This window comes from Kitasatospora sp. NPDC059577, from assembly GCF_042735475.1.
Lineage (GTDB): Bacteria > Actinomycetota > Actinomycetes > Streptomycetales > Streptomycetaceae > Kitasatospora.
Genome location: NZ_JBHWBZ010000073.1, coordinates 3,382 through 17,044, shown reverse-complemented (window position 1 = coordinate 17,044; position 13,663 = coordinate 3,382). Strand labels below are relative to the sequence as shown.

8 protein-coding genes are annotated in these 13,663 nt (G+C 74.3%); 4 read left to right on the top strand and 4 right to left on the bottom strand.

The features are described 5' to 3' along the window. Positions 1–178: 178 nt before the first annotated feature. Positions 179–1,891, bottom strand: a complete 1,713-nt coding sequence (locus tag ACFV0O_RS36360) for a carboxyl transferase domain-containing protein (protein ID WP_380348352.1) — start codon at positions 1,889–1,891, stop codon at positions 179–181. A 128-nt stretch (positions 1,892–2,019) separates the two neighbouring features. On the opposite strand from ACFV0O_RS36360, the gene ACFV0O_RS36355 reads away from it, so the two are divergent. Together ACFV0O_RS36355 and ACFV0O_RS36350 are read left to right on the top strand one after the other, a co-directional pair. After that, positions 2,020–2,757: a TetR/AcrR family transcriptional regulator gene (locus tag ACFV0O_RS36355; protein WP_380348350.1), complete on the top strand. Its 738-nt coding sequence runs from the start codon at positions 2,020–2,022 to the stop codon at positions 2,755–2,757. A 472-nt stretch (positions 2,758–3,229) separates the two neighbouring features. Next, entirely contained in the window at positions 3,230–7,189 is a 3,960-nt protein-coding gene (locus ACFV0O_RS36350; RefSeq protein ID WP_380348390.1) for an ABC transporter ATP-binding protein, read from the top strand. A gap of 159 nt (positions 7,190–7,348) precedes the next feature. Here the strand turns inward: ACFV0O_RS36350 and ACFV0O_RS36345 are convergent, their stop codons facing one another. After that, entirely contained in the window at positions 7,349–8,305 is a 957-nt protein-coding gene (locus ACFV0O_RS36345) for an ATP-grasp domain-containing protein (protein ID WP_380348348.1), read from the bottom strand. A gap of 120 nt (positions 8,306–8,425) precedes the next feature. On the opposite strand from ACFV0O_RS36345, the gene ACFV0O_RS36340 reads away from it, so the two are divergent. After that, a complete protein-coding gene (locus tag ACFV0O_RS36340; RefSeq protein WP_360253147.1) occupies positions 8,426–8,971 on the top strand; it encodes an NUDIX domain-containing protein in 546 nt (181 codons plus the stop codon). A gap of 140 nt (positions 8,972–9,111) precedes the next feature. Here the strand turns inward: ACFV0O_RS36340 and ACFV0O_RS36335 are convergent, their stop codons facing one another. Further along, the gene (locus ACFV0O_RS36335) at positions 9,112–10,395 is read right to left on the bottom strand and encodes a hypothetical protein (protein WP_380348346.1); all 1,284 of its coding nucleotides are present in this window, start codon (positions 10,393–10,395) and stop codon (positions 9,112–9,114) included. A gap of 180 nt (positions 10,396–10,575) precedes the next feature. Then, positions 10,576–11,715, bottom strand: coding sequence for an ABC transporter substrate-binding protein (locus tag ACFV0O_RS36330; protein WP_380348344.1), 1,140 nt, complete (start codon positions 11,713–11,715; stop codon positions 10,576–10,578). Positions 11,716–11,957: 242 nt separating this feature from the next. Between ACFV0O_RS36330 and ACFV0O_RS36325 the strand changes: the two genes are divergently transcribed. Further along, complete coding sequence (locus ACFV0O_RS36325; protein ID WP_380348388.1) at positions 11,958–13,526, top strand: APC family permease; 1,569 nt, start codon at positions 11,958–11,960, stop codon at positions 13,524–13,526. The last annotated feature ends 137 nt before the right edge of the window (positions 13,527–13,663 follow it).

Genomic DNA, 13,663 nt, shown 5'->3' with positions numbered 1-13,663 from the left:
CACGGTGGTCCAACTGGGGTGGGTTCCGCGGGGTCGGGGGGGCGCTGACCTTGGGTGGGGGGGGGGGGGGGGGGGGCGCGGGCCGGGTGGGGCCCGGCCGCCGCGGACGTCACACCCGGGAACGGTCGTCACACCCGGAAGGGAAGGGGGTCACGAACGCCGGGGTGTCCCGCCGGGGTCACATGCGGAAGACGCCGTACGGGGCGGGCGGTGCCAGCGGGGCGTTGGCGCAGGCGGTGAGCGCGAGGCCGACGGCGGTGCGGGTGTCCATCGGGTCGATCACGCCGTCGTCCCAGAGCCGGGCGGAGGCGTAGTAGGCGTTGCCCTGGCGCTCGTACTGCTCGCGGACGGGGCGCTTGAACTCCTCCTCCGCCTCGGTGGGCCACTGCTCGCCGTGCGCCTCCAGCTGGTCGCGGCGGACGGTGGCGAGGACGGAGGCCGCCTGCTCGCCGCCCATCACGGAGATCTTGGCGCCCGGCCACATCCACAGGAAGCGCGGCGAGTAGGCCCGGCCGCACATCGAGTAGTTGCCGGCTCCGTACGAGCCGCCGATCACCACGGTCAGCTTCGGGACGCGGGTGCAGGCGACGGCGTTGACCATCTTGGCGCCGTGCTTGGCGATGCCGCCCGCCTCGTACTGCCGGCCGACCATGAAGCCGGTGATGTTCTGCAGGAAGAGGAGGGGGATGCCGCGCTGGTCGCACAGCTCGATGAAGTGGGCGCCCTTGACGGCCGACTCGGAGAACAGCACGCCGTTGTTGGCGACGATGCCGACCGGGTGGCCGTGGATCCGGGCGAAGCCGGTGACCAGGGTCGCGCCGTACTCGGCCTTGAACTCGGCGAAGCGGCTGCCGTCCACCAGGCGGGCGATCACCTCGCGCACGTCGTAGGGCGTGCGCGGGTCGACCGGGACGGCCCCGTACAGGCCCGCCGGGTCCACGGCCGGCGGCTCGACCGGAGCGAGCGGCCAGGGCTTCTCCGCCCGCGGGCCGAGCCCGGCGACGATCGTGCGGACGATGGAGAGGGCGTGCGCGTCGTCCTCGGCCAGGTGGTCCGTCACGCCCGAGGTGCGGGAGTGCAGGTCTCCGCCGCCCAGCTCCTCGGCGGTGACCACCTCGCCGGTGGCGGCCTTCACCAGCGGCGGCCCGCCCAGGAAGATCGTGCCCTGGTTGCGGACGATCACGGCCTGGTCGCTCATCGCCGGGACGTACGCGCCGCCGGCCGTGCAGGAGCCGAGCACGGCCGCGATCTGCGGGATGCCCGCGGCGGAGAGCCTGGCCTGGTTGTAGAAGATCCGGCCGAAGTGGTCGCGGTCCGGGAAGACCTCGTCCTGCATCGGCAGGAAGGCGCCGCCGGAGTCCACCAGGTAGACGCAGGGCAGCCGGTTCTCCAGCGCGACCTCCTGGGCGCGCAGGTGCTTCTTCACCGTCATCGGGTAGTAGGTGCCGCCCTTGACGGTGGCGTCGTTGGCGACCACCACCACCTCGCGCCCGGCGACCCGGCCGATGCCGGCGATCACCCCGGCCGCGGGCGCCGCGCCGTCGTACATCCCGTCGGCGGCCAGCGGGGCCAGCTCCAGGAAGGGCGAGGCCGGGTCGAGCAGGGTGTCCACCCGGTCGCGGGGGAGGAGTTTGCCGCGCGCGGTGTGCCGGGCGCGGGCCTTGGCACCGCCGCCCAGGGCGGCCGCGTCGAGCTTCGCGCGCAGCTCGGCGACCAGGGCCAGGTGCGCCTCGGTGTTGGCGCGGTAGGCCGCGGAGCCCGGGTCGACGGAGGTGCCGAGCCGGGGAGCCGGTGCGGCGGCTCCGGGCGGTACGGCGGTCGGCGCCGCCGACGTGCCGTTCGCTGCACTGATCTGGAGGCCGGTGGGTACGCCGGCGGTTGAGACGACCATTTCCAAGAGCTCCCTTGCCCTCGGCACCAGGCGGGCGCCAGGTGCGCCCATGGAAATCCACGTTAATTAACGTTAACTTACGCCGCCCAGGTTAACGACGGATAACCCGACTGTCTACGATGGGCGGCATGCCGAACGTCCCCACAGCCTCCGCGCTCCCACGCCGCGACCAGATCCGCCGGGAGGCCGCGCGCCTGTTCGCCGCCCGGGGCTTCCTGGGCGTGGGCGTGGACGAGATCGGCAAGGCCGTCGGGATCAGCGGTCCCGGCCTGTACCGCCACTTCGCCGGCAAGGACGCGATGCTCGCCGACCTGCTGATCGGCATCAGCGAGCGCCTGCTGGAGGAGGGGCGCCGCCGGGCGGGCGGCGGCGACGGTCCGGCCGCCGCGCTGGACGCGCTGATCGGCGGCCACGTCGAATTCGCCCTGGACGACCGCGACCTGATCACCCTGCACGACCGTGAGCTGCTGAACCTCAAGGAGGAGGACCGCCGCACCGTCCGCCGCCTCCAGCGCGGCTACGTCGAACTCTGGGTGGACGTGGTCCGGCAGGCCTACCCGCCACTGGCCGACCCCGCCGCCGAGCCGGTGGCGCGGGCCGCCGTGCACGCCGTCTTCGGCCTGATCAACTCCACTCCGCACAGCCTCGGCTCGAACCCCGGCCAGGGCGAGCGCTCCGGCCAGGGCGAGCGTTCCACTCAGGGCGAGCGTTCCGGTCTTCAGCGGGACGGCATGGCCGCCCTGCTGCACACGCTCGCCCACGGCGCGTTCGCCGCTGCCGCCGACGCGGCGGTCGCGAGCCCGGGGTCCGTGGGTTCGTCGATCGCGGGTTCCGCGGCCGCGGGCTCCGCGACCGTGACCGACTGAGTCCGGCCGGGCTCCGCACGTCCCGCACGTCCCGTCCTTCCCGCGCCCTTCCCGCCCTGCCCGTCCGCCCTTCCCGCCCGCCGGGCCCCGGGCCTGTTCCGCGCACTCCGTGCCGGCGGCCAAGCCCTAGGCCCAAAGGAGGGCGCCTGCCCGTCCCCGGCCGCTGGGCGTTCGGCGGATCGTCGGCGACGCTGGAGGCACACGGCGCTCGACCGGGGCGACGGGGCCGACGGGCCGACGGGGCCGACGGGGCCGCGCGGATGTTCGAGCGGGAATCTCCGCAGGCCGCGGGATGTTGCCCAGTCCGCCGGACCGGACGATCCGGGCCGCCCCCGGCCCGCCCCGAACCCACCCGGGTCGGAAACGCCGTGGCGGCCACTCGACGAAATGGTTAGCATCCCTAAATATGCCTGAGACTCACGGATCCACGGTGGAGCAATCCCCGAGCGGCCCACCGGCCCCCGGCCCGACGATGCCGGAGGTCTCCGCCAACGAGCCCGCCGCCGGGGCGGACGCCACCGACGCGCGCACCGAGCCCGCCGGCTGGCTGCGCCGCCTGGTCGGGTACAGCTGGCGGTCCCGCCGCAGCCTGCTGCTCGCCTTCGGGGCCTCGCTGCTCGGCATGGCCGTCACCGCGCTGGTGCCGCTGGTCACCAAGCTGATCATCGACGACGTCATCGTCGCCCACACCCGTTCGCTGGCCCCCTGGGCGGTGGTGCTGCTGCTGGCCGCCGTGGTGGTCTTCGGGTGCACCCAGGTCCGCCGCTACTACGGCGGCCGGCTCGCCCTCGACGTCCAGCACGACCTGCGCAGTGACCTGTTCCGCTCGCTCGGCCGACTCGACGGCCACCGCCAGGACCGGTTGGACACCGGCCAGGTGGTCGGGCGTGCGACCTCCGACCTCCAGCTGGTCAACGGCCTGCTCTCGATGGTGCCGATGATGACCGGCTACCTGCTGATGTTCGCCATGTCGCTGGTCGTGATGGTCTGGCTGTCCCCGCCGCTCACCCTGGTCGCCCTGGTCATGGCGCCCGCGCTGTGGTGGGTCTCCGCGTTCAGCCGCAAGCGCCTGTTCCCCTCCACCTGGGCCGCCCAGCAGGAGGCGGCCGCCGTCGCGGGTGTGGTGGACGGCGCGATCGGCGGCGTCCGGGTGGTCAAGGGCTTCGGCCAGGAGGCCCAGGAGCTGGACAAGCTGGAGCAGGCCTCCCACAACCTGTTCGCGGCCCGGCTGCGTTCGATCCGGCTCAACGCGCGCTACAACCCGGCGATGCAGGCCGTTCCGGCCCTCGCCCAGGTCGCCGTCCTGGCCTTCGGCGGCTGGCTGGCGGTGGAGGGCCAGGTTTCGCTCGGGACCTTCGTCGCCTTCTCGACCTACGTCGCGCAGATGACCGGCCCGGTGCGGATGCTGACCATGATCATCACGGTCGGCCAGCAGGCCCGGGCGGGCGTGGAACGCGTCCTGCAGCTGATCGACGAGCGCCCGCTGGTCCAGGAACGCCCGGACGCGCTGACCCTGGACTTCACGCGGGACGCCACTGCGCCGGACGGCCCCGGACAGGACACCACCCCCGGGGGCACCGCCCCGCACGGCACCGCCGTCGGCCCCCGGAACCCCGACGTCGCCCTGGAGTTCGACCAGGTCGAGTTCCGCTACGACCCCGAGCACCCCGTCCCCGTCCTGCACGGCCTCAGCCTGCGGCTGGCCCCCGGCGAGACCCTCGCCGTGGTCGGCGCCTCCGGCTCCGGCAAGTCGACGGTGGCCCAGCTGGTGCCGCGCTTCTACGACCCGGCCGCCGGCAGCGTCCGGCTCTACGGCCACGACCTGCGCGACCTCACCCTGGACTCGGTCCGCGCCACCGTCGGCATCGTCCCCGAGGAGAGCTTCCTCTTCTCCGAGTCGGTCCGCACCAACATCGCCTACGGCCGTCCGGACGCCACGGACGAGCAGGTCGTCGCCGCCGCGCGCGCCGCCCAGGCCGACGAGTTCGTCCGCGCGCTCCCGGACGGGTACGAGACCAAGGTCGGCGAGCAGGGCCTGACCCTCTCCGGCGGCCAGCGCCAGCGGATCGCCCTGGCCCGGGCGATCCTCACCGACCCCCGGATCCTGCTGCTGGACGACGCCACCTCGGCGGTGGACCCGCAGGTCGAGGCGGAGATCCACGACGCGCTGCGCTCGGTGATGACCGGCCGCACCACGCTGCTGATCGCCCACCGGCGCTCGACCCTCCAGCTCGCCGACCGGATCGCCGTCCTGGACCACGGCCGGCTGCTGGACATCGGGACGCACGAGGAACTCGACGCCCGATGTCCCCGGTACCGGGCCCTGATCACCGACCCCGAGGCGGGCCGCACCGCCGAGCCCGCCTCCTCCGCGACGCCGACCGGCACCCCGGTCGCGGCGCCCGCCACAGCCGCGGCCACAGCCCCGGCCGCAGCACCGACCGCAGCACCAACGGCAGCCCCGGCCGAACCGCAGGCCTCCCCGGCCACCGGGCAGACAGCCACCCCGGACCCGAACGCCCCCGGCCTCCCCGCGCCCGCCCTGGCCACCCCGGCCCTGGCCAAGGCCGCCCGCACCGCCGACGCCGACCTGCTCGCCCAGGTCGCGTCCCTGCCGCCCGCCACCGACACCCCGGCCGTCCCGCGCGCCGAGGCCGAGGCCGGCGACCCCGACTTCGCCCTGAGCCGCCTGCTGCGCCCCTTCCGGGTCCCGCTGCTGATCGCCCTCCTGCTGGTCGCCCTGGACGCGGCGGCCGGCCTGGTCCTGCCGGTGCTGATCCGGCACGGCATCGACGAGGGCGTCCGCAAGGGCCTGATGTCCGGCGTCGCGGTGGCCTCGCTCACCGCGCTGGTCGTGGTGCTGCTGGACTGGGTGGTGCAGGGCGCCGAGAACCGGATCAGCGGACGCACCGGCGAGCGGGTCCTCTACACGCTCCGGCTCAAGATCTTCGCCCACCTCAACCGGCTCGGCCTGGACTACTACGAGCGCGAGCTGACCGGGCGGATCATGACCCGGATGACCACCGACCTGGACTCGCTGACGTCCTTCCTGCAGACCGGCATGGTCACCGCCGTGGTCAGCCTGCTGACCTTCGCCGGGATCTTCGCGGCCCTGCTGATCATCGACGCCGGCCTGGCCCTGGTGGTCTTCGCCGTGCTGCCGCTGCTGGTGATCGCGACCCTGGTGTTCCGCAGGAAGTCCAAGGACCAGTACGAGCGCTCCCGCGACCTGATCAGCACCGTCAACGCCGACCTGCAGGAGAACGTGGCCGGCATGCGGATCGTCCAGGCCTTCCGCCGCCTGGACACCAACACCGACCGCTTCGTGGCCCGCGGCGTCGCCTACCGCGAGGCCCGGGTCCGCGCGCAGCTGTACATCTCGCTGTACTTCCCGTTCGTCCAGTTCCTCTCCAGCGTGGCCGCCGCGCTGGTGCTGATCGTCGGCGCCGCCCGGGTCGACGCCGGGACGCTGACGGTCGGCGCGCTGGTCGCCTACCTGCTCTACATCGACCTGTTCTTCGCGCCGGTCAACCAGCTGTCCCAGGTCTTCGACGGCTACCAGCAGGCCTCGGTGGGCCTCGGCCGGATCCGCGAGCTGCTGCGCACCCCGACCACGACGGCCGCGGCGGCCGACCCGGTCCCGGTGCCCAAGGGGCTGCGCGGCGAGATCGACTTCGAGGGGGTCGGCTTCGCCTACAACGGTGGCGCGGACGGCGCCCCGACCGTGCTGACCGACGTGAACCTGCACATCCCGGCCGGGCAGACGGTGGCGCTGGTCGGCGAGACCGGCGCCGGGAAGTCGACGCTGGTGAAGCTGGTCGCCCGGTTCTACGACGCGACCGAGGGCACCGTCCGGGTGGACGGGGTCGACCTCACCCGCTACGACCTGGCGCAGTACCGCCACCGCCTGGGCGTGGTGCCGCAGGAGGCCTACCTGTTCGCGGGCACGGTCCGCGAGGCGATCGCGTACGGGCGTCCGGGCGCCTCGGCGGCGGAGGTGGAGGCGGCGGCCCGGGCGGTCGGCGCGCACGACATGATCGTCCGGCTGTCGGGCGGCTACGACCACGAGGTGGCCGGCCGCGGCCGCAACCTCTCGGCGGGCCAGCGCCAGCTGATCGCCCTGGCCCGGGCCGAACTGGTCGACCCGGACGTGCTGCTGCTCGACGAGGCCACCGCGGCGCTCGACCTGGCCACCGAGGCGGCGGTCAACCACGCCGCGGACCGGCTCAGCGGCGGTCGCACCACCCTGGTCATCGCCCACCGCCTGACCACCGCCGAACGCGCCGACCGGGTGATCGTGCTGGACCACGGCCGGGTGGTCGAGGACGGCACCCACACCGAACTGCTCGCCCGGGGCGGCACGTACGCCCGGCTCTGGCAGGCGTTCATCGCGGACGGCCACCCGGCGGCCGAGACCGTCCCCGCCGGGTAGCGCGTGGCCGACCCGTCCCGGCGCGCGGTCGAACCGTCCCGGCAGGTAGCCGCGCCGGCGGGCAGCCGCGCCGGGTGGGCGGCCCGTCCGGGAGCTCCGCGCCGCTTCCGGGGGCGCCCCGTTCGGAAGCCGCCCGGCGGCCCGTCCCGCGACGGGCCGTCAGACGGTGATGAGCGAGGTCAGCAGCCCCGACGGGTCGATCCCGCGCGGCAGCTCGCTCACCTGTCCGTCGCCCACCTCGACCACCCGCCAGCCGGAGCCGTCGGCCCGGCTGGCGAGGTCGGTGGTGACGAAACGGCAGCCGAGCGCCCGGACCAGCGCCCGGACCTCGGTGAGGTCGGGCTCGACGCTCCGGTGCGGGGCGTCCGGGTGAGGTCCGACCAGGACCGGCCGGCCGTCCAGCCACCACACCCGGGCCTCCACGGCCCGCCCGCCCGCACCCGGCCCGGCGTTCCCGCCGTTCCCGGTGCGCTCCGCGCTGCCACGGGTGCCCTCCACGCCGCCGTCGACGCGTTCGAACTCCTCGAATCGCCGCAGCACCACCCCGCCGGCCAGGAACTCGCCCTGCAGCTCGACGAACCGCTCCACCACCCGTCCGACGGCCGCCAGGTCGGCCAACTCGGCTACGTAGCAGGCCTCGTGCCACTCGTGCTTGCGTGACTTCACGTAGTCCTTGACGATCGCCGGACCGCTCCCGCCGAGCCGGGCCGCGGCCGCCGCCAGTTCCTCCGGCCCTGGCGCCACCGGTCCGTCGGACGGGATCCACACGCTGTCCGGCGTCGCCCCCTCGAACACGCCGTACCAGCCGGGCAGTTCGTGCGCCGCCGCGTAACCGGGCGCGCTGGTCAGCAGGTTGCCGCCGCGCGCGGTGAGCGCGGCCGCGAAGTCCGCGTAGCGGGCGGAGGGGAGCATCCAGCCCCGGTACCAGAGCGGGCCGCTGTCCCGCGGCACCCACCGGACCGCCTCCCCGGCCCGTCCGGCGAGCAGCGCGTCGTGGTCGACCAGGTGGTGCTCCCCGCCCGACTCCCGCAGCAGCCGGGCCTCCCAGGCGAAGTGCGGATCGGGCCGGCGCGGGTTGAGCGGATCGGCGGGGAGGATGATCGCTGGTACGGACATGGCCGTCAGGGTACGGCGGACGGGTCCGGCGCCCGCGCCGGGCGGCGCGGAACGCCCGGTCGCCGGACCGGACGGACGAATCCGCTCGACGCCCCCGACGGCCGCTGCGAGAGTGATCCGATGCGAAATCCGATGCGCGGTCTGCTGAGCCCCCGCAAACGCGTGCCCCGCCAGGCCGCCCGTACGGTCGTCCTGGACGGGGACGGCTCGGTGTTCCTGTTCCGTTCGAAGAACGACGAGGTCGGCGTCCACTGGACCCCGCCGGGCGGAGGCCTGGAGGCGGGCGAGTCCCCGTGGGAGGGCGCGCGGCGCGAACTGTGGGAGGAGACCGGCTGGACCGACCTCGAACCCGGCCCGCTGCTCTGCACCTGGGAACACGACTTCACCTGGCACGGCACCCCGGTCCGCCAGCACGAGCACGTCTACCTCACCGGCGGACCGCACCGCGGCCCGGTCGGCGACGTCAGCGCCGTGCACGCCGTCGACCGGATCCTCGACTGGCGCTGGTGGACCCCGGCCGACCTCGCCGACGAGAACGCCGATGCGCTCTGGCCGCCCCGGCTTCCGGAACTGCTGGACGCCGTCCGCTCCGGCTGGGCAGCGGACGGGAACCCTCCCGTACCCGTCGACCTCGGGTACGTCCCGAACGCCCCGGTGGTCCGCTGACCTCCGGCGGCGGGCACCGGCCGGGCCCGAGACGGGCCCGGTCCGCCGCCGTGCCCGGGCCCGAGACGTGCCCGCCGACCGTACCGGGACCGGACGAGGCCGGACCGGGCCGGACCGGGCCGGGCCGGGCCGGACGGAGCCTAGGGCCGCCCGCCGCGTCGACCCCGTGCGGCCGGGCAGGGCTCCCAGCCGTGCAGTTCCAGCTCCCGGTCGTGCAGCGCGCCGGGGTTCATCAGCACCGTCAGCCGGGTGCCGGCGAGCTGCTCGATGCCGAGCCCGGTCGCGGAGATCAGCTGCTCGGTCGACACCGAGACGGCGATGGCGGGGCGCCAGGAGGGCAGCACCACCAGGCTGGTGCCGCGACCGACCCGGATCGGCTCGGCCACCACCCGGACCGGCATCCGATCCCCCGGCCGGCCGACGGCCTCGGGCTGGCCGGGGCTGCCGCCGATCAGGATGCCGAGCGGCGGTTCGGCGTGCGGCGGTTCGGCGTGCGGGGCGTCGGCGGGTGGGGCGCCGGCGCCCAGGGCGGTCGCGTCCCCGGCGCCGAACGGAGCCCGGTCCGCCGCCGTGCCCGCCGCTCCGACGGGTTGACCCGTCCACGGGGAGGCCGCACGCAGGGGCGCCCCGGCCGGGCCGGTCGCGGCCGTCTCCCGTGCGGTCGCCCCCTGCCCGTCCGGGGCGGTCAGCGGGTGCATCCGCCGCAGCCGGCGCGAGGGCGACGGCCGCCGGTACGCCGGGGGCCACAGGTCATCGTGCGCCGGACGCTGCGCCGACGCGGCGAGACCGTCCTCCGGCCCGGACGGCTGCGCGGAGACCGACGGGAACCGGACGAACCCGACCTCGCCCGTGGTCCCGAGTCCGCCCCCGGCCCGGATCTCCGGCTCCGCGCCGTCCACTGCTCCGGTCGCGGTGACGGTGACGGTTCCGGTCTCGGGGTCGTGAACGGGGGCGGCCGCGGGTGTGGGCGCGGCGGTCCGGTCTCCGGTCGCCTCGCCGAGCAGCACCCGAACCTCGGCGACCGGTCGACGGCACGCCGCCGCCAGCTCGGCGATCGAACGGCCCTGGGCGCGTGCGGCCCGCAGCCGCTCGGCGAACGCCGAGCGCAGGCGCGCCGCGGTCGGATCGCCGTCCGTGGGCGTGGGGGCCGTCGTGGTGGCCTTCGCCGGAACGGCGGGCAGGTACGCGTCGTCCCGGCTGCGCGGCCGGGGCACCGAGTCGAGTCGGTAGGCGGAGCCCTGACGGACCGCCCCCTCGGAGGGTCCGGCGGTGACTGCGCCGCCCTCGGTGACGGTCGCGATCGAGCACGTCGGACCGGTCGCGGCGGCCGCTCCGGGCACGGCGGCCGGGGGTGAGGACCCGGCGTCGTCCCCGGGCGGGCCGGGCAGGGACGGGTCGGTTGCGGTGGGGTGGAGCGAGGTCATCGGCGGGCCCTTCGGGGGACGGTCCCGACGATCCTCCCGCACGGCGCGACCAGCTCCAAGCGCCGGACCCGGCGGTGGGCGGGAGAGGCCCGCGGAGATCACCGGGAGACCGTCCGCGGACCACTGCGGGACCGCCGAAGCGTCGCGGCCCGTCTTCCGCCCCCTGCCGGCGGCGCCCGGTCAGTTCGCGGGTGCGACGAACCCCTTGAGGTCGGAGAGCACCGCGTTCGCCGCCATGACGCCGAGCCCGAGGAACCAGGTCTCGTCCGAAACCGGCCGGGCCTGACCGGACTTGACCGCTCCGAGGGTCTTCCAGAGCGCCCCGCCCAGCACCGCGTCCTGGTTGGTCGAGCTGGGGCTGCCGTACACGCCGTAGAAGATCCAGTCGGCGTCGGCCTTGTCGATCTGCTCCGGGCTGACCTCCACCGCGAGCTCCTTGACCTGTTCGATCGTGGGCTGCGGCAGCGGTACGTCGGTGAGGATGGTGCCGATGAAGGAGAGTTCGGCGTAGAGCCGGGTGCGGTCCGGCATGAAGCGCAGCGGCGTGATGGTGGGCCGCTTGTCGCCGAGCGCGGCGCCGATCGCGGTGGCCGCCGCCCGGTACGCGTCGAGCTGCGCCCGGGCCTCGGTCTCCAGGCCGAACGGGCTCGCGTTGAGCAGGAAGTTCTCCTTCCAGGGGTAGCCGGGGCGCAGGGAGAAGACGGTCGGCGCGATCTTGGACAGCTGCGCGTACTGGTCCTGGGCGCGCAGTCGGCTGCCGAGGATCAGGTCCGGCTTGAGCGCCGCGATCGCCTCCAGGTTGAGGCTGTTGATGGTGCCGACGGCGGCCGGGGTGCCGGCCTTGTCCTTGAGGTAGGAGGGCATGGACTTGGAACCGTCGGTGTGGACGACGCCGACCGGCCGGATGCCGAGCGAGACGACGTTGTCGAGTTCGCCGGTGTCCAGCACCACGACCCGGGTGGGCCTCGCCGGGATGACGGTCTCGCCCATCGCGTGCCTGACGGTGCGCGGGTAGACGCCGGGGGCGGCGTCGGTGCCGAAGGCCTTCATCTTCTCGATCACCGTGGCGTAGTCGTCGCCGCCCTGCTTGACCGACTTCTGGTCGGGCGTGGACCCGCCACTCGCAGCCGATCCGCCGGAGCCGCCGGAGCCGCCGGAGCCGCCGGAGCCGCCCGATCCGCCCGAACCGCCCGCTCCGCCGCAGGCGGTGAGCAGGCCGCCGAGGCCGAGCACCGCTCCGCCGGCGATCCCGGCGGTGAGGAACCTGCGACGGCTGGGGGTGCGGGGGGCGAGGGCCAGGTCGTCGGGGGTGGGGGCCACGCGACGCTCCTTCACGGTCGAGTCGGATCGAAGTTAGGTGAGGCAAACCTATCTTGCCGTCGATCGGGCGCTCCCGTCGGGGGAGTCCAGGAGAGGGCCCAGGGGGGGGTCAGGGGAAAGCAAAGGTCATCGGCAGTGCATAAAATCACCAAGAGTTGGTCTATTCAACATTCCGTGTCCGCACTTAGAGTGCGCTGGTGTTTGATCAGCAGCTCTCAGAGCACACGAGCAGCGGCCGGGCAATGGCGCCCGGAGCTCCGCAGGGTGCCCCGGTCAGTGGCACCAGTGGTGGAGTCCCCGACCCGGGGACGGCCGGGGGAGCGGGGGACAAGGGCCTACGGGGCGGTTCCGTGGGCCTGCTGGGCAGTGCGGTGCTGGGCGTCTCGACCGTCGCCCCGGTCTACTGCCTGACCGCGACGCTCGGTCCGACCGTCACCGCGGTCGGCGTCCGGATGCCCGCGGTGTTCCTGGCGGGCTTCCTGCCGATGCTGCTCGTCGCGTTCGCCTACAAGGAGCTGAACAAGGACTTCCCGGACTGCGGAACGTCCTTCACCTGGACGGTCAAGGCCTTCGGCCCCCGGGTCGGCTGGATGGCCGGCTGGGGACTGACCGTCGCGACCATCATCGTGCTCTCCAACCTGGCCGGGGTGGCGACCGACTTCCTCTACCTGATGCTCGGCGAGATGACCGGCAGCGACCGGGTCGCCGGCCTCGACGGGAACCAGGCCGTCCACTTGCTGACCGTGGTCCTGCTGATCGCCGGCGCCACCGCGATGAGCTACCGGGGGATGACCGCCACCAAGTGGTTCCAGTACGGCCTGGTGGGACTCCAGCTGGCCGTGCTGCTGCTCTTCTCGGGGATCGCCGTCGGCAAGGCCACCGCCGGCGACCTGCCCGATTCGATCGGCTTCTCCTTCTCCTGGCTCGACCCGTTCCAGGTCGGCTCGTTCAGCGCGTTCACGGCCGGGCTGTCGCTGTCGATCTTCATGTACTGGGGCTGGGACACCTGCCTGACCATGAACGAGGAGACCCTCGGCAGTGCCAAGACCCCCGGCCGCGCCGCGATGGTCACCATGGTCGCCCTGGTCGGCTCGTACCTGCTGGTCGCGATCGCCGCCCAGATGTTCGCGGGCGTCGGCACCACCGGCAACGGCCTCGGCAACCCGGGGACCGCCGACAACGTCTTCGCCGCGCTCGCCCGCCCGGTGCTCGGATCGCCGTGGAGCATCCTGCTCTTCCTGGCCGTGGTGGCCAGCGCGGCCGCCAGCCTGCAGACCACCTTCATCCCGGTGGCCCGGACCCTGCTCGCGATGAGCGCCTACCGCGCCGTGCCGCCGCGCTTCGGCGCCGTCCACCCGCGCTTCCGCACCCCCGGCTACGCCACCGTCGCGGCCGGCGTCGCCACCGCCGTCTTCTACGTCGGCATGAGCCTGATCAGCGAGAACGTCGTCCAGGACACCATCCTGGCGCTCGGCCTGATGATCTGCTTCTACTACGCGCTGACCGCCTTCGCCTGCGTCTGGTACTTCCGCCGCTCGCTGCGCACCGGCCTGCGCGACCTGGTGCTCAAGGGCATCGCCCCGTTCCTGGGCGGCGTGCTGCTCAGCAGGGTCTTCCTGCAGACCCTCACCGACGCCTGGGCCCCCGACTACGGCAGCGGCGCCGTCCTCGGCATCGGCTCGGTGTTCGTCATCGGCGTCGGCATCCTGCTGCTCGGCGCCGTGCTGATGACCTGCTACGCCCTGGTGCGGCCGGAGTTCTTCCGGGGCGAGACGCTGCGCAAGGAAACCCCCGCGCTGGTGGCGGACTGACGCTACGCTTGGGCCCATGAAGCGCTTCGTGGGCCTGAACTGGTGGGGGGGGGTGGTGGGGCGCCCGGAAGCGGCGCTGCAGGGGCGGGCGGGGTGGGGGGCGCGGGTGTGGGTGGCGCGCGCCCGGGGCGGGGGCC

Coding starts and splice junctions, on each gene's coding strand:
- ACFV0O_RS36360 (WP_380348352.1), bottom strand. CDS start 1,891: ATGGTCGTCTCAACCGCCGGCGTACCCACCGGCCTCCAGATCAGTGCA.
- ACFV0O_RS36355 (WP_380348350.1), top strand. CDS start 2,020: ATGCCGAACGTCCCCACAGCCTCCGCGCTCCCACGCCGCGACCAGATC.
- ACFV0O_RS36350 (WP_380348390.1), top strand. CDS start 3,230: ATGCCGGAGGTCTCCGCCAACGAGCCCGCCGCCGGGGCGGACGCCACC.
- ACFV0O_RS36345 (WP_380348348.1), bottom strand. CDS start 8,305: ATGTCCGTACCAGCGATCATCCTCCCCGCCGATCCGCTCAACCCGCGC.
- ACFV0O_RS36340 (WP_360253147.1), top strand. CDS start 8,426: ATGCGAAATCCGATGCGCGGTCTGCTGAGCCCCCGCAAACGCGTGCCC.
- ACFV0O_RS36335 (WP_380348346.1), bottom strand. CDS start 10,395: ATGACCTCGCTCCACCCCACCGCAACCGACCCGTCCCTGCCCGGCCCG.
- ACFV0O_RS36325 (WP_380348388.1), top strand. CDS start 11,958: ATGGCGCCCGGAGCTCCGCAGGGTGCCCCGGTCAGTGGCACCAGTGGT.